Genomic DNA, 23076 nt, shown 5'->3' on the forward strand with positions numbered 1-23076 from the left:
CGCGCACGGGTGCGAAGCCGCCGCGGACCCGGCGGCGGCCCGACCCTCGCCGGGCCGTTACGGCGTGGACTGCACGCCGAGGCGGTCGAGCAGGAACGCGTACATCTCCGCCTGTTCGCGATAGCGGCGGAACCGCCCCGACTTGCCGCCGTGGCCGGCATCCATGTTCGTGCGGAACACCACCGTGGCGTCGGACGTGTTCAGGTCGCGCAGGCGGGCGACGTACTTCGCCGGCTCCCAGTACTGGACCTGCGAGTCCCACAGGCCGGTGCCGACGAACATCGCCGGGTAGGCCTTCGCCTCGAGGTTGTCGTAGGGCGAGTAGGACAGCATGTACGCATAGGCGTCCGCGCTGGCCTCCGGGTTGCCCCATTCGTCGTACTCGTTGGTCGTCAGCGGGATCGTCGCGTCGAGCATGGTCGTCACGACATCCACGAACGGCACCTGCGACAGGATCACCGCGTACTTCTCCGGCGCCATGTTGGCGATCGCGCCGACCAGCAGGCCGCCCGCGCTGCCGCCGTAGGCGGCGACGCGGTCCTTCGCCGCGTAGCCTTCCGCGACCAGGTGGTCGGTGACGTCGATGAAGTCGGTGAAGGTGTTCTTCTTCGCCATCAGCTTGCCGGCGTCGTACCAGGCGCGGCCCATCTCCTGCCCGCCGCGGATGTGCGCGATCGCGTAGACCACGCCCCGGTCGAGCAGGCTGACCACCGGGAGGTTGAAGTTCGGGTCCATCGACGCGCCGTAGCTGCCGTAGCCGTACTGCAGCAGCGGCGCGGTGCCGTCCTTCGCCACGCCCCTGCGATGCACGATCGACACCGGGATCCTCGTGCCGTCGCGGGCGGTGGCCCAGGTGCGCTCGGTGACGTACTTCGACGGGTCGTAGCCGATCACCGGTTGCTGCTTGAGGGTGCGGCGCTCGCCGGTGGCGACGTTGAGTTCGTAGGTGGTCGCCGGCGTCGTGAGCGAGGTGTACGAATAGCGCAGCCACGCGCTCTCCGGTTCGGCGTTGACCGACAGGCCCATCGAATACGCGGGTTCGTCGGCGGCCACCGGCTCGCCGGCCGGGTCGGATTCGCCCGGCACGCCGCGCACCACGCGCAGGCGCTCCAGGCCGTTCGAGCGCTCGGCGATCGCGGTGAACCCGTCGAACAGCTCCACGCCCTCGAGCAGCACCGCCTCGTCGTGCGCGATCCACTCGCGCCACTGGTCGCGGGCGGTGGCGCCGCTCGGCGCGGTCATCACCTTGAAGTTGCGCGCGCCGTCGGCATTGGTGCGGATGACCCAGCGGCCGTCGTGGTGGTCGGCGTCGTACTCGACGTCGCGCTGGCGGGGCGCCAGCACGGTGAATTCGCCGGGCGCCGCGGCCGGGGTGCAGCGCAGCTCGTCGGACACCGTGCTCGACACGCCGATGCAGATGAAGCGGTCGTCGCGCGTGCGCGAGATGCCCATGTAGAAGCTGTCGTCGGCCTCCTCGTACACCACAGGGTCGGCGGCCGGGTCGGTGCCGAGCACGTGCTTCTTCACCCGCTTGGTCAGCAGGGTCTCCGGATCGTTCTCGACGTAGAACAGGGTGCGGTTGTCGTCGGCCCAGACCAGGTTCGGCGATACGCCGGCGATCGTGTCGGGAAGGACCTCGCCGGTGTCGAGGTCCTTGAAGCGGATCGTGTACTGGCGCCGGCCGCTGGTGTCCTCGGCGTAGGCGAGCAGGCGGTTGTCCTGCGTGGTCTCGTAGTCGCCGACGTTGTAGTAGTCCTTGCCGTCGGCCAGCGCGTTGACGTCGAGCAGGACCTGCTCGCCGTCGAAATCGCCCGCGTCGTTGGCGCGCTGGATCGACAGCGCGTCGACGCCGGCCGCGTCGCGGCGGCGCCCGTGCACCGGGTAGTCCTTGCCGGTCTCGAAGCGGGCGTAGTACCACCAGCCGCGCTCGCGGTACGGCACCGAGCTGTCGTCCTGCTTGATGCGGCCGACGATCTCCTCGTACAGCGCGTCCTGCAGCGGCTTCAGAGGCGCCATCACCGCGTCGGTGTAGGCGTTCTCGGCCTCCAGGTAGGCGATGACGTCCTTCGCCTCGCGCTTGTCGTCGCGCAGCCAGTAGTACGGGTCGCTGCGCTCCGCGCCATGCGGGGCGCGGACGACGTGCGGCTTGCGGGCGGCGTCGGGGGGCGGCGGGAGGTCGGCGGCGGGGGCGGGGGTGGCGGTGGTCATCAGGAGCGAGGCGAGGAGGATGGCGGGCTTCATGCGTGGGTATCCGGGGTGGATCCCCGCCTGCGCGGGGATGACGATACCGCTTGGGGATCCCCGCCTGCGCGGGGATGACGATACCGTTCGGGGATCCCCGCCTGCGCGGGGATGACGGGTCTTCGGCGGGGATGGCGGTCCTTCGGTGCGGGCGATCAGTCGTTGAGCTGCTGCCAGAGGAACGTGTAGGCCAGCGCCGCCATGTGCGCGGCCTGCCTGTTGTTCGCCGCGCCGCCGTGGCCGCCCTCGATGTTCTCGTAGTAGCGCACGTCGTGCCCCATCGCCTCCATGCGCGCCATCATCTTGCGCGCATGGCCCGGGTGGACGCGGTCGTCGCGGGTCGAGGTCATGAACAGCGTCGGCGGGTACTTCGCGTCCTCGCGCACCAGGTGGTACGGCGAGAAGGTGCGGATGAAGGCCCACTCCTCCGGCTTGTCCGGGTCGCCGTACTCGGCCATCCAGGACGCGCCGGCCAGCAGCTCGTGGTAGCGCTGCATGTCGAGCAGCGGCACCTGCACCACCACCGCGCCGAACAGCTCCGGGTACTGGGTGAGCATGTTGCCCATCAGCAGGCCGCCGTTGCTGCCGCCCTGGATGCCCAGGCGCTCCGGCGTGGTCACGCCGCGCGCCACCAGGTCCTTCGCGACCGCGGCGAAGTCCTCGTAGGCCTTGTGGCGGTTGGCCTTGAGCGCGGCCTGGTGCCAGCGCGGGCCGTACTCGCCGCCGCCGCGGATGTTGGCGACCACGTACACGCCGCCCTTCTCCAGCCAGCCCTTGCCCACGCCGCCGGAGTAGCCCGGCAGCATCGGGACCTCGAAGCCGCCGTAGCCGTAGAGCAGCGTCGGCGTGGTGCCGTCCAGCGCGAGGCCCTTCGGCCGGACGATGAAGTACGGCACGCGGGTGCCGTCGGCGCTGGTGGCGAAGTGCTGGGCGATCTCGTGGGTCGATCCGTCGAAGAACTCCGGCATCGACTTCAGCGCCTCGGGCGCCTCGCCGCCGCCGACGGTGGCCAGCGAGAGCGTGCTCGGGGTCAGGTAGTCGGTGACCGTCAGCCAGACATCGTTGGAGGTGTCGGAATCGACCGCGGACACGCTGATGTTGCCGAAGTCGGGCGCGCCCGGGAACGCGCCGCGCGTCCAGTCGCCGCCCGCGTCCGCCGGGGGCGTGAGCACGCTGAGCGTGTTGCGCACGTCGTCGAGCACGTTCAGGACGACGTGGTCGCGCGTCCACGTCGCGCCGACCAGAGAGGTGGTGTCGGTCGGCTCGAACAGCACGTCGAATTCGCGCTCGCCGGCCATGAAATCGTCGAACCGCGCCGCCAGCAGCGACCCGGCCGGATACGTGCGGCCGCCGACGGTCCACGGCTCGCGCAGCTCCAGCGCCAGCCATTCGCGGTGCACGGCCTTGTTGGCGGAGTTCGGCGCGTCGACCTTGCGCAGCTCGCCCTCGTCGGTGCGCAGGTACAGCTCGTCGTTGTAGAAGGCTAGCGTGCGGTACACGAAGTCGCGCGCGAAGCCCGGCGTGTGGTCGTGGCCGGCGGCGATGTACATGTCGTCGTCGCGGCCCTCGTAGACCACGGTGGCCTCGGCCATCGGCGTGCCGCGGCGCCAGGACTTGACGATGCGGGGGTAGCCCGACTCGGTCATCGTGCCGTCGCCGAAGTCGGTGTACGCGTACACCGTGTCGCGATCGATCCAGCCCAGGCCGCCCTTGGCCTCCGGGCGGAAGAAGCCGCCGTCGACCCAGTCCATCGTCGCCAGGTCGAACTCGCGGGTGACGTCCGCATCCGCGCCGCCGCGCGACAGTGCGACCAGGCAGCGCTCGTACGCCGGGCGCAGGCAGTCGGCGCCGTGCCAGACCCAGTTCTCGCCCTCGGCCGCGTTCAGCGCATCCAGGTCGATCACGGTCTCCCACGCGGGCGACGGCTTTCGGTATTCCTCGAGCGTGGTGCGGCGCCAGATGCCGCGCTCGTGCGTCGCGTCCTTCCAGAAGTTGTAGTAGTGGTCGCCGATCTTCTCGACGTAGGGGATCTTGTCCTGCGAGTCGAGGATCGCGCGGATGTCGGCCTCGAGCGCCTTGAACTCCGCCGTGGCGGCCAGTTCGGCCTCCGCCTTGGCGTTGCGGGCGCGCACCCAGTCGAGCGCGCGCTCGCCCTCGACGTCCTCCAGCCACAGCCAGGTGTCGGCCTGCACGGCGGCCGTGGCCGGCTCGTCCTGGCCCTCGTCGGCGGCCTGCGCGGCGGCGCCCGCGGCGGTGCTGGCGCCAAGGACGGCGGCGAGCGTGGTGGCGAGGCGGCGGCGTGTCGGGGACTTCGGCATGGGCGCGTTCCGGGCGGTTCCGAGGGAAGCCGGGAACGCTAGCACGGGGGTCCGGGCGCCCCCCGTGCCGGAGGTCAGGCCGCGCGGGCGGCCCCCGGCGCATGGCGCGTGCGGCGCCGGGCCTGGACGACGCGGCCCCGGCGCGCCGGCACGGCCGCGGAGCCGGCGCCGATCCAGGTCGGCACCGGCGCACGCCCCCGGCGCGGCACCGGGCAGCCGTGCAGCACCCAGGCCGCGCAGGCCGGCATCGCGACCAGCCACATCGGCAGCCAGCCGAAGGCGAGGCTGTGCCCGCGCGCGGCCGGCCAGGCCAGCACCAGCACCAGGCCGGCCAGGGCCAGCTGGCCGAACAGACGTGGCAGCGCGTCGTTGGCCGGGCGGGCGCGGTCGGGGAGCAGTCGGACGGCTTCGAGGCGGGGCATGGCGCGGACTCCTTCGGGTGTGTGCGTGCAGCCTCCCGCGCATCCTTCTCACCGATTGCGACGTAGGGTCCGGGGTCCCCAGCAGTGGAGCCGCCCATGCCTTCGACCCCCACCGGCCGCCCGCGCCGGGCCGGCCGCGTCGCCGCCACCGCCGGCCTGGGCCTGCTGCTCCTCGCGGCCTGCGCCTCCGGCCCGATCCCGTCCGGCCTCGCCGCCGACCCGGTGGACCTCGCGCGCTTCATGGGCCGCTGGCACGTCATCGCGCACGTGCCCTATTTCGCCGAGCGCGGCCACGTCGCCAGCAGCGACACCTACACGCTCCGGGACGATGGAGGCATCGCCGTGCGCTACGCCTACCGCAAGGGCTTCGGCGAACCGGAGAAGACCTTCGACTCGCGCGCCACGGTGAAGGACGGCACCGGCAACCGCGACTGGACGACGTGGTTCTTCGGGGTCATCCCCACGAAGTACCGGATCCTCGAGGTGGCCCCGGACGATTCGTGGGCGCTGATCGGCTACCCGGGCCGCGACCTGGCGTGGGTGTTCGGGCGCACGCCGGTGATGGACGACGCCCTGTACGCGGACCTGGTCGTCCGCATGCGCGGGCACGGCGTGGACACCGCGAAGCTGGTGCGCGTGCCGCAGGTGCCGGCGCAGCTGGGGAAACCCGGGTTCGCGGCGCCGTCGAAGCCCTGACGGCTCAGTAACCCGCCGCGTCCAGCGCCTTCTCCGCCTCCGCGCGTCCCACGTCGATCAGCTCGGCCGCGCGCCAGAACTCGTAGAACAGGCACGCGTCGCGCGGGATCCGGATCACCAGCTCGGGCGGGTCGAGCGCCAGCTGCACGCGGGCGATCTGCGCCTGCATCGTGTCGAGCGCGCGCGCCATCGCCTCGGTCATGCCGATGACCTCGTCGCTGCCCGACAGGCCGAGCCGCCGTTCGACCCAGCCGCCGAAGCGGTCGCCGAACGAGGGCGCCACGCCGTTCTCGCGCGCGGGTTCCCCGGGGGGGCGCGCCGGCCAGCCGTGCATGTCGACCGCGACCAGCCGGTGCGCGTCGGACAGGCGCGTGGCGGCGATCGGCAACGGCGCGAGCAGGCCGCCGTCGACCAGGTCGCGCCCGTGCAGCGGGTGCGGGGTGAACAGCCCCGGGATCGCGAACGAGGCGCGGATCGCGTCCCACAGCGGCCCGCGCTGCAGCCACACCTCGCGCTGTCGCTGCAGGTCGACCGCCACCGCGGTGAACCGCAACGGCAGCGTTTCGATCAGCGGGTTGCCGACGACCTCGCGCATGGCATCGACCAGCCGCTGCCCGCGCAGCAGGCCGCCCCGCCCGACCACCGGGTCGAGCAGCCGCACGAAGCGGCTGCGCGTGAGCCGCACCATCTGTTCGCGGAACTCGGCGAGCCGGCCGGCCGCGTGGATGCCGCCCACCAGCGCGCCGCTCGACGAACCGGCCACCGCGACGATCCGCAACCCGCGCGCCTCCAGCGCCTCGATCACGCCGATCTGCGCCAGACCGCGCGCGCCGCCCGCGCCCAGCACCAGCGCGACCTTTTCGTCGCGCGCGATCTTCGGTGGGTCCGCGCCGGTGGCCACGCTCAGCCGCGGTCGTAGTTGGACAGCGACAACTGCAGCAGCGCGCGCGCCTGCTCGCGCAGCGCCTTCGGCTCCACGATCTCGGCGTCCGACCCGTAGTGCAGCACGTCCATCAGCAGTTCGCGCGACGCGCCGTACGGCACCTTGAGCTCGTAGCGCCCGTCCGGCAGGAAACGGCCCTGCTGCTGCGAGTGCCAGTGCTCGTCGGCGACCCAGCGCGCGGCGCGGGCGCTGAACACGATCGTCGCCCAGCCCTTCGGCGGCCCGGCGAAGATGCCGTAGCTGCCGGCCAGGTGCGCGTTGAGCTCGGACTCGTCGATGTCGCGCGCGGGGGCATCGAGCAGGCGCGCGGCGGTCACGCGGTCGACCGAGAAGCTGCGCAGCGCGTCGCGGTCATGGTCGAAGGCATCCAGGTACCAGTTGTCGCGGTAGTGGGTGATGCGCTGCGGCGACACGGTGCGGCGCGTCTTCTCGTCGGTGGTCCTGGCCCGGTAGTCGAACGCCAGCCGGCGGCGCTCGAGCACCGCCGAGGCGACGGTGCGGAACGCGGCCTCGTCCATGCGCCGGGTCCGGTGCGGCACCACGCGCACGCGCTCGACCGGCCAGCGCGTGCCGGTGGAATGCGCGTCGAGCAGCTTCTCGATGCGTTGCTGCAGGGGCGCCAGCGCGGTCGACAGCACGCCACCGCCCGTCCGGGCCAGGAGTTGCTGCGCGGCGAGCAGCGCATGCAGCTCCTCGGAACTCAGCCACAGGCCGGGCATCTCGAAACGCCCGCCTTCCTCCGGGTCGTAGCGGAACCCGGCCTCGCCATCGTCGATCACCGGCGCCATCAACCCGTCGCGCAGGAACGCGATGTCGCGGTACACCGTCGCCCGCGAACAGCCGAGTTCCTCCTGCAGCCGCGGCACCTTCACCGGGTAGCGGGCGGACTTCAGGATGCGGTGCAGGGCGAGGATGCGTTCGTATCGGTCCATCGATGGCCTGTCCGGCGCGGGAATGCCGCTTTAGAGTGCATCGCGGCGGCGCGCGCCGCCAGCCCGGGAGCGCCCCAGATGACCGTGATGCACGCCGCTGCAAGACGCGCCGACCGTCGCCCGCCATGCGCGTCGGCGGCCCTCCTGCTGCTGCTCGCGGCCTGCGCACCGGACCGGGCGCCGGAGGGCGGCACCGCGTCGGCGGATGCCGCGGCACCGTCCGCCGAAGCGGCCGGCACCGCCGGCTTGGATGCATCCGCCGTTGCAACGGAACCGTCCCCGCGGGAGACCGTGCTCGACGCGCTCGCGGCGTTCCGCGACGTGCGCAGCTTCCATGCCGACATGCGGGTCGAGGGCGGGCCGCAGGGCACCGTCACCACGGAGATGCAGTTCGTCCATCCCGACCGGTGGCGGATGGACATGCAGGCCGGCGGGCAGGCACTGCGCACCGTGCGGATCGGCGACGAGGTGTGGATGGACATGGGCGGCCGGCTGCAGAAGACCACCATGCCGCCCGGCAGCATGGACCAGTGGCAGGACCTCGTCGCGCGTGGCCAGGAGACGATGACCGCGGAGTTCCTGGGCGTGGACGCGCTCGACGGCCGGCCGACGCGCCGGTACCGGCTGCGGCAGTCCGAACCCGAGCCTTCCGAGGTCACGGTGTGGATCGGCGACGACGGCCTGCCCGTCCGGGCGGTGGTCGAGGGCGAGATGGAAGGGCGCGCCACCACCACGACCATCCGCTATTCCCGGTTCAACGACCCCGGCATCCGGATCGATCCTCCGTCCTGACCGCGGCGCGCCCTCGCCGGGCCGCGACCGCGCAGGCACAATGCCCGGATGCCAGCGCCGGCGCCGCCGCAGCCCGACCTCGACACCTCGCCCTCGCCCGGTGACGCGGTCCGCGACACCACCTGCTACATGTGCGCGTGCCGCTGCGGCATCCGCGTGTGGCTCAAGGACGGGCGGATCCGCTACATCCAGGGCAACCCGGACCACCCGGTGAACCGCGGCGTGCTGTGCGCCAAGGGCTCGGCCGGGATCATGCAGCACTACTCGCCCGCCCGGCTGTCGCGACCGCTGCTGCGCACGGGCGAACGCGGCAGCGGCGAGTTCCGCGAGATCTCCTGGGACGAGGCGCTCGCGCTGGCGACGTCGTGGCTCGCGCCGATCCGCGAGCGCAATCCCGACGAACTGGCCTTCTTCACCGGCCGGGACCAGTCGCAGGCGCTCACCGGCTGGTGGGCGCAGCAGTTCGGCACCGTCAACTACGCGGCGCACGGCGGCTTCTGCTCGGTGAACATGGCCGCGGGCGGGCTGTACACGCTCGGCGGCAGCTTCTGGGAGTTCGGCGAACCCGACTGGGAACACGCGCGCTACCTGATGCTGTGGGGCGTGGCCGAGGACCACGACTCCAACCCGATCAAGCTCGGCCTCGGCAAGCTGAAGGCGCGCGGCGCGAAGATCGTCGCCGTGAATCCGGTGCGCACGGGCTACGGGGCGATCGCCGACGAGTGGATCGGCATCCGGCCGGGCACCGACGGGCTGTTCGCGTTCGCGCTGATCCACGAGCTGCTGCGCTCGGACCGCATCGACCTCGACTTCCTGGTGCGCCACGCGAACGCGCACTGGCTGGTGGTCCGCGACCCGGGCGCGGCCGACGACGGCCTGTTCGCCCGCGACGCCGACGGCCGCCCGCTGTGCTGGTCACGCACGACCCCGGCCGCTGCGACTGGAAGGGGAGGCCGGGAGGGGGTCGCTCCGTCCGCGCCGGCGAAGAGCACCCCTCCCCGACCCTCCCCTGCCGGCGCAGGGGAGGGAGCCACTGCACCTGCTGGCGCAGGGAGTGGCGGGACCGCATCCGCTCCTCCCCCTGCGGATGCAGGGGGAGGCCGGGAGGGGGTGCTTTCGCCCGCGGACGCGACGGGCATTTCACCCGCCGTCGTCGGCGAATACACGTTGCCGGACGGCCGGCGCGCCGTGCCGGTGTTCCAGCTGCTGGCCGAGCGGTACCTCGCACCCGAGCATGCACCGGACGCCGTCGCGGAACGCTGCGGCATCCCCGCCGACACCATCCGCCGCATCGCGCGCGAGCTCGCGGACGCCGCGTTCGAGAGCGGGCTGGAACTGCCGATCCCGTGGACCGACACGAACGGCACGCGCCACGAGACGATGGTCGGCCGCCCCGTCGCCATGCACGCCATGCGCGGCATCAGCGCGCACAGCAACGGCTTCCACACCTGCCGCGCGCTGCACGTGCTGCAGATGCTGCTCGGCGCGGTCGATGCGCCGGGGTCGTTCCGCTACCAGCCGCCGTTCCCGCGCCCGATCCCGCCCGCGAACCGGCCGGGCAAGGCGCGCCGGCCCGACGGCGGCCTCGACGCCGCGCCGCTCGGCTTCGTGCACGGCCCGGAGGACCTGCTGGTCGACGACGACGGCCGCCCGCGCCGCATCGACCACGCCTACTCCTGGGCCTACCCGCTCGCCGCGCACGGGATGATGCACACCGTCATCCGCAACGCGTGGGCGGGCGACCCGTACCGCATCGACACGCTGATGATGTTCATGGCGAACATGGGGTGGAACTCGGCGATGAACACCGCCGAGACGATCGGCTGGCTCACCGATCGCGACGCCGAGGGCAACTACCGCATCCCGCGGATCATCTACTCCGACGCGTACGCCTCGGAGATGGTCGCGTACGCGGACCTCGTGCTGCCGGACACCACGTACCTGGAGCGCTTCGACGCGATCAGCCTGCTCGACCGGCCGATCTCCGACGCCGACGGCGCCGCGGACGCGATCCGCCACCCGATCTTCGACCCCGCCACGCAGCCCGACGCCGACGGTCGCCCGCGCGACGTGCGCGGCTTCCAGTCCGTGCTGCTGGTCCTCGGCGCGCGGCTCGGCCTGCCCGGCATGGTCGGCGACGACGGCGCGCCGGCGTACCGCGACTACGCCGACTACATCATCCGCCACCAGCGCGCGCCGGGCGTCGGCCTGCTCGCGGGCTGGCGCGGCGCGCAGGGCGAGGCCGAAGCGAAGGGCGCGCCCAACCCCGGCCAGCTCGACCGCTACATCGACCACGGCGGCTTCTGGCACGCCCCGGTGCCCGGGTCGGCGCGCTATTTCAAGATGTCCAACCGCGACTACCTGCGGTGGGCGAAGGCGATGGGCTTCGTCGCCAGCGACGCGCCGGTGGTGCTGCAGCTGTACTCGGAGACGCTGCAGAAGTTCCGCCTCGCCGCGCGCGGGCACGGTGCGCACGTGCCGCCCCCGACCGAACGCGAGCGCGTCGACACCTACTTCGACCCGCTGCCGATCTGGTACGAGCCGTTCGAGGGCGCGCAGGCGACGGACTCGGCGACGCGCTTCCCGCTGTCGGCGGTGACCCAGCGGCCGATGTTCATGTACCACGCGTGGGGTTCGCAGAACGCGTGGCTGCGGCAGATCGCCACGCGCAACTGGCTGTACCTGCATCCGGACACCGGTGCACGCTTCGGCATCGCCGACGAGGACTGGATCACGGTCGCCTCCCACCACGGCGAGATCACCGTGCAGGCGAAGTTCGCCGCGAACGTGCAGCCGGACACCGTCTGGACCTGGAACGCGATCGGCAAGCGGCGGGGCGCGTGGGCGCTCGACAAGGAGGCGCCCGAGGGACGCAAGGGCTTCCTGCTCAACCACCTGATCTCCGACCTCACCCCGCGCGGCGACCACGCCAATGCCGATCCGGTCACCGGCCAGGCGGCGTGGTTCGACCTGCGTGTCTCGATCCGTCCCGCCGAAACCGACGCACTGTCGCCTGCGTTCGCGCCGTTGGATGGCCCGGGCGCGGCGCGCCACCACGGCGACGCGCCCCTGCGCTATGGCGCCGACCTGCGCGCGCGGGCGGAGCGCCGCTGACGTGGGCATGGACCTGTGGCTGACGCTGGCCGTGCTGGCGGGCGCGGTGTACCTGTTCGTCACCGAGAAGCTGCCGGTCGACGTGGTCGCGCTGCTGGTGCTGGCGAGCGTGCTGGTGCTCGGCCTGGTGACGCCGGGCGAGGCGCTGTCCGGCTTCTCCAGCCAGGCCACCATCACCGTCGCGGCCATGTTCGTGCTCAGCGCCGGCCTGCAGCGCAGCGGCGCGCTGCAGGGCGTCGCCGAGATGATGGCGCGGATCCGCTCTCCCTGGCTGTTCGCGCTGGTGATGATGGGCCTGTCCGCGGGCCTGTCGGGCTTCATCAACAACACGGCGGCGGTGGCCGTGTTCATCCCGCTGGTGATGGCCGCGACCGCGGCCAATCGCCAGCCGGCCTCGAAGTACCTGATCCCGCTGTCGTTCGCCGCGCAGTTCGGCGGGGTGTGCACGCTGATCGGCACCTCGACCAACCTGCTGGTGCATTCGCTGGCGATCCAGTCCGGCCGCGAGGGCTTCGGCCTGTTCGAGTTCGCGCCGCTGGGCATCCTTTTCGTGGGCGTGGGCCTCGTGTACCTGATGCTCGCGCGGCGCTTCCTGCTGCCGGACCTCGGCATGGCCGAGATCGACCAGGACGGGCATGGGGGCAGGTACCTCGTCGAACTCGTCGTCCCGGAGAAGTCGCCCGCCCTCGGCGAGCCGGCCGGGCAACTGCTCCGGCCACCCGCTTCGAAGACGGGCGCCGGGGAGCCGTCGACGGCGGGGACGCAGCGCGACACCGGCGACACCGGCGACGCCGGCGACGCCGGCGAGGCGGCGGCAAGGTCGCCTGCGCCGCGCCATTTCCCGTTCCTCGCCCGCGAGCCGGCCACCCCGGAGCCGCTCGAGCTGGTCGACGTTATCCGCAAGGGCGGCAAGACCACGCCCGCCTCGGTCACGCCACTGCGCACCGGCGACCGGCTGCTGCTGCGCGGCGAATGGCACCAGATCGACTCGCTGCGCAAGCGCCACCGCCTCGACTACGACCATGTCGCGGCCGACCTGGAATCCGATGGCGAGGACGAGCGCCTGCACGCCGAGGTGATGGTCGCCCCGGGTTCGCCGCTGATCGGCCACACGATCGCCGAGGTGCGGTTCGCCCATACCCATGGCGTGCGGGTGCGCGGGCTGCACCGGCAGCGCGCCCCGTTGCGCGGGCCGGTGGACAAGGTCGAGCTGTCGATCGGCGACATCCTGATGGTCGACGCCTCCGAGGAGATGCTGGCCTCGCTGCGCAAGCTCCCCGGGCTGGTCGTGCTGGGCGAGCGCGCGCAGCAGCGGGTCGACGTGCGCCGCGCGCTGGTCTCGGCCGGCGTGCTGGCCTCGGTGATCCTGGCCGCCGCGAGCGGCTGGATGCCGATCGTGGCGGCGGCCATCCTCGGCTGCATCGCGCTGGTCGTGCTGCGCTGCCTGGATCCCGAGGAGGCCTACGAGGCGGTCGACTGGCGCGTGGTCATGCTGCTGGCCGGCGTGCTGCCGCTGGGCATCGCGCTGGAGCGCAGCGGCGGCGCGGACTGGATGGCGCAGAACGCCATCGGCCTGTTCTCCCAGTTCGGCCCGGTGGTCACCCTGTCCGTCATCTACCTGCTGACCGCGGTGCTCACCGAGGTGATGAGCAACAATGCGGCCGCGGTGCTGGTGGTGCCGGTGGCCATCGCCGCGGCGGAGTCGCTGGGCGTGGACGCCAAGCCGTTCCTGGTCGCGGTGGCGTTCGCGGCCTCCACCAGCTTCGCCACGCCCGTCGGCTACCAGACCAATGCGATGGTGTACGCCGCCGGCGGCTACCGGTTCACCGACTTCACGCGCATCGGCGTGCCGCTCAACCTGATCTTCTGGGCGATGGCCACGCTGCTGATCCCCCGCTACTTCCCGTTCTGACGCGACCGCCGTGACCGACCTGCCGCCCCCGTCGAAGAAGAAGCTCGGCCTGGTGATCGACCTGGACACCTGCGTCGGCTGCCACGCCTGCGCGGTGAGCTGCAAGGAATGGAACGCCGGCGGCATCGCCGGGCCGCTCACCGACGAGCAGCCCTACGGCAAGGCGCCCAGTGGCGTGTGGTTCAACCGCGTGCACAGCTACGAACTGGCCGCGACGCCGGCCAGCAGCGAAGCGCCCGCGCAGCCGGCGATGACGCTGCACTTCCCGCGCTCGTGCCTGCACTGCGAGACGCCGGCCTGCGTGACCGTGTGCCCCACCGGCGCGAGCTACAAGCGCGCCGAGGACGGCATCGTGCTGGTCGACGAGGACAAGTGCATCGGCTGCAAGCTGTGCAGCTGGGCCTGCCCGTACGGCGCGCGCGAGTACAGCGCGGTCGAGGGCGTGATGAAGAAGTGCACCCTGTGCGTCGACCGCATCGACAACCGGCACCTGCCGGAATCCGAGCGACAGCCGGCCTGCGTGCAGGCCTGCCCCACCCGCGCACGCCACTTCGGCGACCTGGGCGACCCGGAATCGGCCGTGTCCAAGCTGGTGGCCGAACGCGGTGGCGTGAAGCTGATGCCGGAACTGGGCTACGGCCCGGTCAACCGCTACCTGCCGCCGCGGCCCCGGCGCGCGGGCGACACGGCGGGTGCGCCCGCGGCGCCGCTGCCCACGACCGCGCCGCGCGAGCCCGCCGACGCCCCGATCGACCGCGCATCGCTGCCCCCCGTCCTGCGCTGGCTCGACCGCGCCCTCTCACGCTGACGCGAACCCTCGCTGATACGAACCCTCGCCGACACGCCACCTGTCGTCCCGAGCGCAGCGAGGGACCTGCTTTTCCCTAACGGAAGCATGGAAAGCAGAAGCAGGTCCCTCGCTGCGCTCGGGACGACAGCTAGATCCGGAACCGCCATGCACCCTGCCTTCTCGGTCATCGTCTTCACCACGCTCTCGGGCGCGGGCTACGGCCTGCTGGCCTGGGCCGCCCTCGCTGCGCTCACTGGCGCGCTGCCGACGCGGCCGCTGCTCGTGTCGGTCGCGCTCGCGCTCGTGCTGGTGACGATCGGCCTGCTGAGCTCGCTGGCGCACCTGGGCAAGCCGGGCCGCGCCTGGCGCGCCTTCAGCCAGTGGCGCACCTCGTGGCTGTCGCGCGAGGGCGTGGCGGCCACCGCGACCTACGTGCCGGCGGTCGCGCTCGACCTCGCGCTGCTGCCCGGGATGCTGGCCGCCGATGCCGCGGGCACGGTGCCCGCGCTGGGTCCCGGCGGCGGCGTCGCGGCGGTCGCCAGCATCGCGATGGCGCTGGTGACGGTCGGCTGCACCGCGATGATCTACGCCTCGCTCAAGCCGATCCCGGCGTGGCGGCACGGGCTGGTGGTGCCGGTCTACCTGCTCGCGGCGCTGGCGACCGGGGGCCTGCTGCTGCTCGCGATCGCCGCGCCCGTGCGCCCGGACCTCGCGACCGCGGCGGCGCCCGCGGCGATGGGCCTGTCCGCCCTGCTCGGCGCGCTGAAACTCCGCTACTGGCGCGAGATCGACGCCACGCCGCTGCCGGCGACGCGCGGCGACGCGCTCGGCCTGCCCGGCCGCGACGCCACCGTGTTCGAGCGTCCGTCGACCGAGGCCAGCTACGTCACGCGCGAGATGGCCTTCGTGGTCGCCCGCGCGCACGCGCAGCGCCTGCGCACGCTGTCGCTGGCGTTCCTCGCGGTCCTGCCGATCGTGTTGCTGCTGCCGGCGTGGCAGTGGGGCTGGACGCCCTGGCCCTGGTGCGTGCTCGCGGCGCTGTCGTCTCTCGCCGGCGCGCTGCTCGAGCGCTGGCTCTTCTTCGCCCAGGCGCGCCACCTGGTGACGCTGTACTACTGACGCGGCGGCAGGAACGCGCCGGCGCCGCCCTCCAGCAGCGCGCGCGCGACGCGCGCGCCGAGCGCCTCCGCTTGGCTGGCCTCGCCCGCGGCATCGGCGCGGACCAGGTCCCCGGACGCCGCATCGCCCACCATGCCCGCGAGCCGCAGCCGCGTGCCCTCCAGGACCGCGAACGCGGCCACGGGGACGTGGCAGCTGCCGTGCAGCGCACGGTTCATCGCCCGCTCCGCGCGGACGCGCAGGCGGGTGTCGCCGTCGTCGAGCGCCGCGCACAGCGCCTGCGTGGCGCCGTCGTCGTCGCGGCACTCGATGGCGATCGCCCCCTGCGCCGGCGCGGGCAGCCAGTCGGGCGCGTCGAGCCGGGCGCGGATGCGCGCGTCGAAGCCGAGGCGCTGCAGCCCCGCGCAGGCCAGCACGATCGCGTCGTACTGGCCGTCGTCCAGCCGCGCGAGCCGGGTGTTCACGTTGCCGCGAAGGTCCGACAACGCCAGGTCCGGCCGGCGCGCACGCAGTTGCGCCTGGCGACGCAGCGACGACGTGCCGACGCGCGCGCCCGCGGGCAGCGCGTCGATGCCCGCGAAGCGGTTGCTCACGAACGCATCGGCATGGTCCGCGCGCGCCAGCACCGCCGGCAGCGCGAAACCCGGCTCCAGGTCCATCGGCACGTCCTTGAGCGAATGCACCGCGCAATCGGCCTCGCCGCGCAGCATCGCGACCTCGAGCTCCTTCAGGAACAGGCCCTTGCCGCCGATCGCCGCCAACGAGCGGTCCAGCACCTCGTCGCCCTTCGTCGACAGCGGCACCAGCGCGACCTCGATGCCGGGGTGCGCGGCGCGCAGGCGGTCGGCGACGTGCTCGCTCTGCCAGAGGGCGAGCGGGCTCTTGCGGGTGGCGATGCGGAGCGTCGGCATGCGCGCATTATCGCCCGGACGCGACGGCCGGCCCATGACCGCCGTCGTCCCGAGCGGAGCGAGGGACCAGCTTTTCGCCATCCGAAGCAGGAACAGCAGAAGCAGGTCCCTCGCTGCGCTCGGGACGACAGGGTTGCGTGGGCGGCTTGCTAGAGGTGCTTGAGCGTCTCGCGCAGCCCGGCCACGCAGCGGCGGCTCACTTCCAGCGGGTGGTCGCCGTGCCGCAGGACCGCCTGCACGTGGCCGTCGGGCGCGCGCTTGAGCTCGGCCAGCTCGTGGCGCGCCACCAGGCAGTTGCGGTGGATGCGCACGAACCGGTCGCCGAACTCCTCCTCCAGCGACTTGAGCGATTCCTCGATCAGGTCCTCGCCCCGCGCGTGGTGCACGACCACGTACTTCTCCTCGGCCTGCAGGTAGCGGACCTCGTCGAGCGGGATCAGCCGCAGCGTGCCGCGCAGCCGCGCGCACAGGTGCGCGCGCCTGCCCGAGGCGGCCGCGGTGCCGCGCCCGGCGGTGAAGGCGCGCACGCGCTCGAGCGCGTCCGCAAGGCGCTCGGCGCGCACCGGTTTGACCAGGTAGTCGATCGCCTGCGCGTCGAACGCGGACAGCGCATGCGCGTCGTAGGCGGTGCAGAACACGATCGCCGGGCGGGGCTCGAAGGCAGCCAGGTGGCGGGCGACCTCCAGGCCGTCGATCCCGGGCATCGCGATGTCCAGCAGCACGAGGTCGGGGTGGTGTTCGGCCACCGCCTCCAGCGCCTGCAGGCCGTCCCCGGCCTCGGCGACCACGGTGACGTCCGCGTGGGCGGACAGCAGGGTGCGCAGCCGGTCGCGCGCCAGGGCTTCGTCGTCGACGATGATCGTGTTCACGGCGCGTCCCCTTCGTCCGTGGCCGGCCAGGTGCGCCGCGCGCGGGCGAGCGGGACCCGGAACCCGGTCCGATAGTAGCCATCGTCCCACCCGCCCGTCATCCGGGTGCCGTCGCCGAAGGCGAAGCCGAGCCGGTGGCCGATGCTGCGCCGCGCGTGGCGCGCGCCTTCGCCATCGCCGGCATCCGCCGGCGGCGGCGCCGGGTTGGCGACCTCCACGTGGAGCCAGTCGGCGTCGGCGCGGAGCGACACCTCGATCGTTCCGCCGGCGGGAAGGCGCGACACGCCATGCAGGACCGCGTTCTCCAGCAGCGGCTGCAGCACCAGCGGCGGCAGCGGCATGTCCCAGGGCAGCGGTTCCTGGCGCGTCCACGCCACCTGCAGGCGGGGCCCCAGCCGCAGGGCCTCGATGGCCAGGTAGCGCTCGGCCAGCGCGACCTCGTCGCGCAGCGTCGAACTGCCCTCGCCGGCCCCGAGCGCGGCGCGGAACAGGTCCGACAGGTCGAGCACCGCGCGCTCGGCCAGTTCCGCGTCGCGGCGGACCAGGCTGGCGATGGTGTTCATGCTGTTGAAGAGGAAATGCGGACGGATGCGCGCCTGCAGCGCGTCGGCCTCGGCGCGCGCGCTGGCGCGCACCTGCGCCTGCCAGCCGTCGATCGCCTGCAGGTAGCGCAGCAGCACCGCGGTGATCAGCGCGGTGATGGCGGCCGTGCCCAGGGCGAACCGCAGCGTGCCCGCGTCGGCGGGCGCCAGGCCCAGGCCGAGGTTCGCGTCGACCGCGCGCACCAGCACCGCGCCGAGCGCGGCGACCGCCGCGGCCCCCGCCACCGCGGCGAGTACGCCGCCCGCGCGCGGCAGCCGCGCCAGCCGGCCGCGCGCCACGCACAGGAGCACGGCGACCGTCAGCCCGACCCACAGCGCGAACACGCTCGCCGAGACGAACCGGCCGGGCGACCAGTCCGCGCCGCCCGGCGCCAGGGCCACCACCGCGACCACCAGTTCCGACACGCCCAGCACCAGGGCGATCCGCGGGAGCCGGCACAGGTCCGGGAAGGCCGGCGCCGCCTGCGTCCGGCGCCGCATGCTCAGTCGGCCCGCCAGCGGCGCGACAGCCAGTCCGACAGGTCGGCGACCTGCGGCGCGCAGACCTGGTGCGCCATCGGATAGGCGTGCCATTCGACCGGGAAGCCCAGTTCGCCGAGCAGGGCCGCGCTGCGTTCGCCCGCCTGGAACGGCACGACCGGATCCTGGGTGCCGTGGGCCATGAACACCGGCGGGCGCGCCGCGCCGGGCGCGAGCAGTTCCCGCGCGCGCCGCGCCTGCGGCAGGTAGGTCGACAGCGCGACGATGCCCGCGAGCGGCGTCTTCCGGCGCAGCGCGGCGGCCAGCGCGATCGCGCCGCCCTGCGAGAAGCCGGCGAGGATCGTGCGCTCCGGCGGGATGCCCCGCTCGGCCTCGCGTGCCAGCAACGCTTCCACCTGCGCCACGGACGCTTCGACCCCTTCGGCGTCCGCGCGGTCGCCCGCGGTGCCTTCGAAGCTGAATTCCACGATGTCGTACCACGCCCGCATGCGCATGCCGTTGTTGATCGTCACCGGCCGCACCGGGGCATGCGGGAACACGAAGCGCAGCGCCGGCCAGCCGGGGCGCAGCAGTTCGGGGACGATCGGGGCGAAGTCGTGGCCGTCGGCGCCGAGGCCGTGGAGCCAGACGATGCTCCAGCGCGGGGCATCGCCGGTGGTGCGTTCGACGGCGTCGAGCAGGGCGGGGCTGTCCATTTCCGCATTGTGCGGCCCACGGCATCGCGGTCAACCGGCCGGCACCGCTGGCGACCACGCATGCGGCCACCCCCGCGCGGTCATGCGCGCGCAATGGCGCCTTCACCGGACGGACGCATCGCGCTGCGCATCATGCGCGCCGCCGCGGCGCCGGACGCCGCGGATCCGAGCGAAGGAACCCCATGCACCTTGACTTCTACGTCGTCGGCGAGGCCGAGGCCTGGCTCGCCCTGCCCGCGAACGCGTCGCTGCCGCCGGCGGTCGCCGAAGCGCTCGGCTGGCCGCGCTTCGGCTGGACCGCGGAACCCGGTTGCGTCGCGCCGGCGGCCCTGCACGGCCTTCGCGCCGACCTGGACATCGACGGCTTCGCGTTGCTCGCCGCGGGCGACGTCACCCCGCCGGCGATCGAGGCCTGCAGCCGGGCGGCGTGATGGTGGGCCCACCAGGACTCGAACCTGGAACCGAAGGATTATGAGTCCTCTGCTCTGACCATTGAGCTATGGGCCCCGCGGCGGCCATGGTAGCGGCGCGCGGCCGCCGCGGCGCGGCGGCGGCGCCCGCGCGCGACCGAACCGGTACGCTGTGCGGATGCCACTCGACCCCTTCCCCGTCGCCGCCGATCCACTGAGCGGGCTGCACCGCGCCGGCGCGGGCGAGCCCGGCCTGGTCGCGGCGCTGGCGCAGGCGGACGCGACGCGGCGGCGCTTCGCGCTGCTGCACGTCGACCTGGACATGTTCGGCACGATCAACGCCAACATGGGCGAGGAAGTCGGCGACCAGGCGCTGGCCGCGGCCGCGCAGCGCCTGCGCAACGCGATGCCGGAGCACGGCTGGGTGTGGCGGCTGGGCAGCGACGAGTTCATCGCCGGGTTCGCGTACGGGCCGGGCGAGCCCGACGGTGCCGCGCTGGCCGAGCGCCTGCGCGACGCCTTCGAGGCGCCGCTGGCCGTCCCGCCCTACACGCTGCCGCTCACGCTCTCGATCGGCGTGGCAGTGTTCCCCGACCACGCGCCGGACGCGGCCAGCCTGCTGGCCAAGGCCGAGCACGCCCTGCGCCGGATCAAGGGCGCGGGCCTGGACGGCGTCGCGCAGTACGGCGCCGAACCCCAGGGACGCGCCGCCGCGCACGAGATCGGCGAGCGGGTGGTGCAGGCTCTTGAACACGACGAATTCCGGCTCGTGTTCCAGCCACAGGTCAGCGCGCACGACGGCGCGATCACGGGGTTCAGCGCGCTGCTGCGCTGGCACACCGGACAGAACGCCATGTTGCGCCCCAACGCGTTCATGGACTCGGTGGAACGCGTCGGCCTGGCCGCGCGGCTGGGCTGGTGGGTGGTCGACGCGGCCGCCGCGCAGCTGGCGCGGTGGCGCGAAGCGGGGCTGGACGACATCGCCGTGTCCGTGCACCTGGCCGGCGCGATGCTGGCCGCCCCCGACTGCGCCACGCGCATGGCCGACGTGCTGCGGCGCCACGGCGTGCCGGGCCGCGGCTTCGTGTTCGAGGTGTCCGAGCACATGCTCGCGCTGGACGCGCGCCCCGTGCAGGAGACGCTCGCGGCCCTGCGCGCGCTGGGCGGGACGCTCACGGTGCGCGACTTCGGCCTCGGCGGCTCCAGCTTCGCCGCGCTGATCCAGTACCCGATCGACCGCCTGAAGATCGACCGCCGCTTCATCCGCAACGTGGCCAGCGACCCGCGCAACGCGGCGATCGTGCGCGGCATCATCGCGATGGGCCACCGGCTCGGCATGAAGCTGGTCGCGCGCGGCGTGGAGACCGAGGCGGAACTCGGCTTCCTGCGCCGCAACCACTGCGACCTGTTCCAGGGCTACCTGTTCTCCGCGCCGCTGCCGGCGGACGAACTGTCGCCGCTGATCGAGCGCCGCTTCCTGCTGCCGCAGGCCTTCGCCGCCACCAGCCCGGAGCGCACGCTGCTGCTGCTCGACGACGAGGAGAACGTGCTGCGGTCCCTCGTCCGGCTGTTCCGCCGCGACGGCTACCAGGTCCTGACCGCGAACAGCGTGCGCGAGGCCTTCCACCTGCTGGCCAGCCAGAACGTCCAGGTGATCGTGTCGGACCAGCGGATGGGCGACATGAGCGGCACCGAGTTCCTCACCCGCGTCCGCGACCTGTACCCCGACACGATCCGCATGGTGCTGTCCGGCTACACGGACCTGGCGACGATCACGGAGGCGATCAACCGCGGCGCGATCTACCGGTTCCTGACCAAGCCGTGGGACGACGACGAGTTGCGCGAGCACATCCGCGCCGCGTTCCGCGCGCACGAGCGCCGGGCCGCGGGCGAAGCGGACTACTGACTCAGTCCGCGCCCTGCGCGACGGGCAGCAGCACGCGGAAGGTGCTGCCCGCGCCCGGCCGGCTCTGCACCTCGATGCGGCCGCCGTGCTTGGCGACGATGCGATAGGAAATCGCCAGTCCCAGCCCGGTGCCCCGGCCGACCGGCTTGGTCGTGTAGAACGGCTCGAAGATGCGCTGGACGACGTCCTCCGGCATGCCGCAGCCGCTGTCGGCGATCGCCACCCAGGCGCAGGCCCCATCCACGCCCGTCGTGATCGTGATCGTGCCGCGGTCGTCGATCGCCTGGCCGGCGTTGATCAGCAGGTTCATGAAGACCTGGTTGATCTCCGACGGGTGGCATTCGACCGGCGGAAGCGTGCCGTAGTGCTTCTCGAGTCGCACCTTGTACTTGAGGTCGTTCCAGACGATGTTGATCGTCGAGTCCAGTCCGCGGTGCAGGTCCACGCGGCGGGGCCGTTCGTCGCGGCCGACGTGCGAGAACTCCTTGAGGTCCTGCACGATGCGGGTGACGCGCTCGATGCCCTCTCGTGATTCGTCCAGCAGGTTCGGCAGGTCGCCGAGGATGAAGTCGATGTCCAGCCGTCCGCGCAGCTGGTCGAGCGCGGGACGCTCGGCGCCGTCGGCCTGCAGCTCGGTCGCGTAGGCGTCGATCAGCGCGGCCAGCGCCGCGGCGTAGTCGCGCAGCGTGCCGAGGTTGGAGTGCACGTAGCCGATGGGGTTGTTGATCTCGTGCGCGATGCCGGCGGCGAGCTGGCCGATCGAGGCCATCTTCTCCGACTGCAGCAGTTGCTCCTGCGTGCTGGCCAGGTGCCGGTACGCGTCCTCGAGTTCCTGGTTGCGGCGCCGGAGCTCGCGCTCGCGCCCGGCGCGCGCGCTCACGTCGTGCAGCAGCAGCAGGTCGTGCGGCAGGCCCGCGTGGGCGGCGGGATAGAGCTCGATCTCCAGCAGCGGGCCCCCGTCGGCGTCGTGGCTGCCGCCGGTCCACTTGCCTTCGCGCGCCGCGGTCGCCCACGCCTCGGGGGGCACCAGCGCGCACAGGCCGTCCACGCCGATGCCGCCCGCGCGCTCGGCCAGGGCCCGGGCGGCGTCGTTGGCGTGCGCGGCGCGGTGCGTGTCGTCGAGCAGGACGACCGGATGGTCGAGCAGCGACAGCGCCCGGAGCAGGTCGTTGCTCCAGCGGGTCGGGGTGGTGGCCTCGGACGTCGCCTGGTTCATGCCGCTCCCAGACAGCGCGCCTGCGGGCGGGCGCCGGACTGTCCGGAAGCATCGTAAACGCCCGTGGCGTCCATGCGCCCGAGGTGGCGCAGGGTCCACGACACCTCGCGGCGCCGACGGGCCAGCAGCACGTGGTTGGCCTGGTTGAATTCGGACAGCGCGCCCACGCGCTCGGCCGGCAGCTGCGCGGGCGGCATGCCCTGGAGCACGCGGACCGCGGCGACCTTGCGCTCGGTCGAGCGCAGCAGCGCCTCGACGTCATGGTCGAGCAGCGCGCGCCGTTCGGCCTCCAGCGCCTGTTCGAGTGCGGTCAGGGCGTCCGCCATGGCGCGGGCCTCAGCCGCCGAGGTCCTTCTCGAGCGCCTGCAGGCGCCCGGCGATCGCCTGCGGATCGACGCGGTAGCTGCCGTCGGCGATCGCCGAACGGATCGCGTGCACCCGCGCGAGGTCGATGCCCGCCGGGCCGGCGAGCCGGCGCTCGATCGCCTGCAGGCCCGCGGCCTCGCCGGTCAGGCGCAGGGTGTCGGCGGGCGGCGTGGCGGCCACCGGCTGTCCGCGCGCGGCGCCGGCGCGCTGCGCGCCGGTCGCGGCGACGGTGTCCAGCGGTCGCGGCGGCGGTGCGCCGCTGTCGATCTTGTGGGTCATGGCGGGTCCTCGGGTCCGGTCGAAGCCGGTATCGGCCGGGCGGGCCGCGACTTTAGCAGCGCC

General features: G+C 73.1%; 20 protein-coding genes and 1 tRNA gene. 8 read left to right on the top strand and 13 right to left on the bottom strand.

The features are described 5' to 3' along the window. Positions 1 to 57: 57 nt before the first annotated feature. The 3 genes from ACYU7H_RS09940 to ACYU7H_RS09950 all read right to left on the bottom strand — a co-directional run bounded on the left by ACYU7H_RS09940 (position 58) and on the right by ACYU7H_RS09950 (position 4981). Positions 58 to 2241: a S9 family peptidase gene (locus tag ACYU7H_RS09940; protein ID WP_460814359.1), complete on the bottom strand. Its 2184-nt coding sequence runs from the start codon at positions 2239 to 2241 to the stop codon at positions 58 to 60. A 155-nt stretch (positions 2242 to 2396) separates the two neighbouring features. Further along, positions 2397 to 4559: a prolyl oligopeptidase family serine peptidase gene (locus ACYU7H_RS09945; RefSeq protein WP_460814361.1), complete on the bottom strand. Its 2163-nt coding sequence runs from the start codon at positions 4557 to 4559 to the stop codon at positions 2397 to 2399. Between the two features lie 74 nt (positions 4560 to 4633). Next, positions 4634 to 4981 (bottom strand): hypothetical protein, encoded by a 348-nt coding sequence (locus ACYU7H_RS09950; RefSeq protein WP_460814362.1) that lies wholly within the window; start codon positions 4979 to 4981, stop codon positions 4634 to 4636. A gap of 96 nt (positions 4982 to 5077) precedes the next feature. Here ACYU7H_RS09950 and ACYU7H_RS09955 point away from each other — a divergent pair, with 96 nt between their 5' ends. Further along, on the top strand, positions 5078 to 5677 hold the full coding sequence (locus ACYU7H_RS09955) for a lipocalin family protein (RefSeq protein ID WP_460814363.1): 600 nt from the start codon (positions 5078 to 5080) through the stop codon (positions 5675 to 5677). 4 nt (positions 5678 to 5681) lie between these two features. Here the strand turns inward: ACYU7H_RS09955 and ACYU7H_RS09960 are convergent, their stop codons facing one another. Both ACYU7H_RS09960 and ACYU7H_RS09965 read right to left on the bottom strand, forming a co-directional pair. After that, complete coding sequence (locus ACYU7H_RS09960; RefSeq protein ID WP_460814365.1) at positions 5682 to 6578, bottom strand: patatin-like phospholipase family protein; 897 nt, start codon at positions 6576 to 6578, stop codon at positions 5682 to 5684. Between the two features lie 2 nt (positions 6579 to 6580). Further along, complete coding sequence (locus ACYU7H_RS09965) at positions 6581 to 7552, bottom strand: helix-turn-helix transcriptional regulator (RefSeq protein WP_460814366.1); 972 nt, start codon at positions 7550 to 7552, stop codon at positions 6581 to 6583. Between the two features lie 78 nt (positions 7553 to 7630). Here ACYU7H_RS09965 and ACYU7H_RS09970 point away from each other — a divergent pair, with 78 nt between their 5' ends. The 5 genes from ACYU7H_RS09970 (at position 7631) to ACYU7H_RS09990 (ending at position 15279) form a co-directional block, all read left to right on the top strand. Next, a complete protein-coding gene (locus tag ACYU7H_RS09970; RefSeq protein WP_460814368.1) occupies positions 7631 to 8344 on the top strand; it encodes a LolA-like protein in 714 nt (237 codons plus the stop codon). 48 nt (positions 8345 to 8392) lie between these two features. Then, positions 8393 to 11458 carry a molybdopterin oxidoreductase family protein gene (locus ACYU7H_RS09975; RefSeq protein ID WP_460814369.1) on the top strand — a complete coding sequence of 1022 codons (3066 nt, stop codon included), beginning with the start codon at positions 8393 to 8395 and terminating at the stop codon, positions 11456 to 11458. A gap of 7 nt (positions 11459 to 11465) precedes the next feature. Next, the gene (locus ACYU7H_RS09980; RefSeq protein WP_460814371.1) at positions 11466 to 13370 is read left to right on the top strand and encodes an SLC13 family permease; all 1905 of its coding nucleotides are present in this window, start codon (positions 11466 to 11468) and stop codon (positions 13368 to 13370) included. 10 nt (positions 13371 to 13380) lie between these two features. Next, entirely contained in the window at positions 13381 to 14178 is a 798-nt protein-coding gene (locus tag ACYU7H_RS09985; RefSeq protein ID WP_460814373.1) for a 4Fe-4S dicluster domain-containing protein, read from the top strand. A 147-nt stretch (positions 14179 to 14325) separates the two neighbouring features. Further along, positions 14326 to 15279 carry a dimethyl sulfoxide reductase anchor subunit family protein gene (locus ACYU7H_RS09990; protein WP_460814375.1) on the top strand — a complete coding sequence of 318 codons (954 nt, stop codon included), beginning with the start codon at positions 14326 to 14328 and terminating at the stop codon, positions 15277 to 15279. Here the strand turns inward: ACYU7H_RS09990 and hemC are convergent. From hemC to ACYU7H_RS10010, 4 genes are all read right to left on the bottom strand, one after another. Beyond that, entirely contained in the window at positions 15273 to 16190 is a 918-nt protein-coding gene (gene hemC / locus ACYU7H_RS09995) for a hydroxymethylbilane synthase (RefSeq protein WP_460814377.1), read from the bottom strand. The genes ACYU7H_RS09990 and hemC overlap by 7 nt on opposite strands. A gap of 149 nt (positions 16191 to 16339) precedes the next feature. Next, a complete protein-coding gene (locus ACYU7H_RS10000) occupies positions 16340 to 17059 on the bottom strand; it encodes a LytR/AlgR family response regulator transcription factor (RefSeq protein WP_460814379.1) in 720 nt (239 codons plus the stop codon). Next, positions 17056 to 18141, bottom strand: coding sequence for a histidine kinase (locus ACYU7H_RS10005; protein ID WP_460814381.1), 1086 nt, complete (start codon positions 18139 to 18141; stop codon positions 17056 to 17058). Before ACYU7H_RS10005 ends, ACYU7H_RS10000 begins: the two co-directional genes overlap by 4 nt. A gap of 2 nt (positions 18142 to 18143) precedes the next feature. Beyond that, complete coding sequence (locus ACYU7H_RS10010) at positions 18144 to 18836, bottom strand: alpha/beta hydrolase (RefSeq protein ID WP_460814382.1); 693 nt, start codon at positions 18834 to 18836, stop codon at positions 18144 to 18146. 182 nt (positions 18837 to 19018) lie between these two features. Here ACYU7H_RS10010 and ACYU7H_RS10015 point away from each other — a divergent pair, with 182 nt between their 5' ends. Further along, entirely contained in the window at positions 19019 to 19267 is a 249-nt protein-coding gene (locus ACYU7H_RS10015; protein WP_460814384.1) for a hypothetical protein, read from the top strand. On the opposite strand, the gene ACYU7H_RS10020 is transcribed toward ACYU7H_RS10015, so the two are convergent. Further along, positions 19268 to 19343: transfer RNA gene (locus ACYU7H_RS10020), tRNA-Ile, on the bottom strand. It lies immediately after the preceding gene. A gap of 81 nt (positions 19344 to 19424) precedes the next feature. Here ACYU7H_RS10020 and ACYU7H_RS10025 point away from each other — a divergent pair. After that, complete coding sequence (locus ACYU7H_RS10025) at positions 19425 to 21152, top strand: EAL domain-containing protein (RefSeq protein WP_460814386.1); 1728 nt, start codon at positions 19425 to 19427, stop codon at positions 21150 to 21152. Between the two features lies 1 nt (position 21153). Here ACYU7H_RS10025 and ACYU7H_RS10030 read toward each other — a convergent pair whose 3' ends face one another. The 3 genes from ACYU7H_RS10030 to flgM are packed head-to-tail and all read right to left on the bottom strand — an operon-like array spanning position 21154 to position 23013. Beyond that, the gene (locus ACYU7H_RS10030) at positions 21154 to 22368 is read right to left on the bottom strand and encodes an ATP-binding protein (RefSeq protein WP_460814387.1); all 1215 of its coding nucleotides are present in this window, start codon (positions 22366 to 22368) and stop codon (positions 21154 to 21156) included. Then, a complete protein-coding gene (locus tag ACYU7H_RS10035; RefSeq protein ID WP_460814389.1) occupies positions 22365 to 22694 on the bottom strand; it encodes a flagellar protein FlgN in 330 nt (109 codons plus the stop codon). Before ACYU7H_RS10035 ends, ACYU7H_RS10030 begins: the two co-directional genes overlap by 4 nt. Before the next feature lie 10 nt (positions 22695 to 22704). Continuing rightward, the gene (flgM, locus tag ACYU7H_RS10040; RefSeq protein WP_460814390.1) at positions 22705 to 23013 is read right to left on the bottom strand and encodes a flagellar biosynthesis anti-sigma factor FlgM; all 309 of its coding nucleotides are present in this window, start codon (positions 23011 to 23013) and stop codon (positions 22705 to 22707) included. Between the last annotated feature and the right edge of the window lie 63 nt (positions 23014 to 23076).

It is taken from the genome of Luteimonas pelagia (assembly GCF_054776035.1).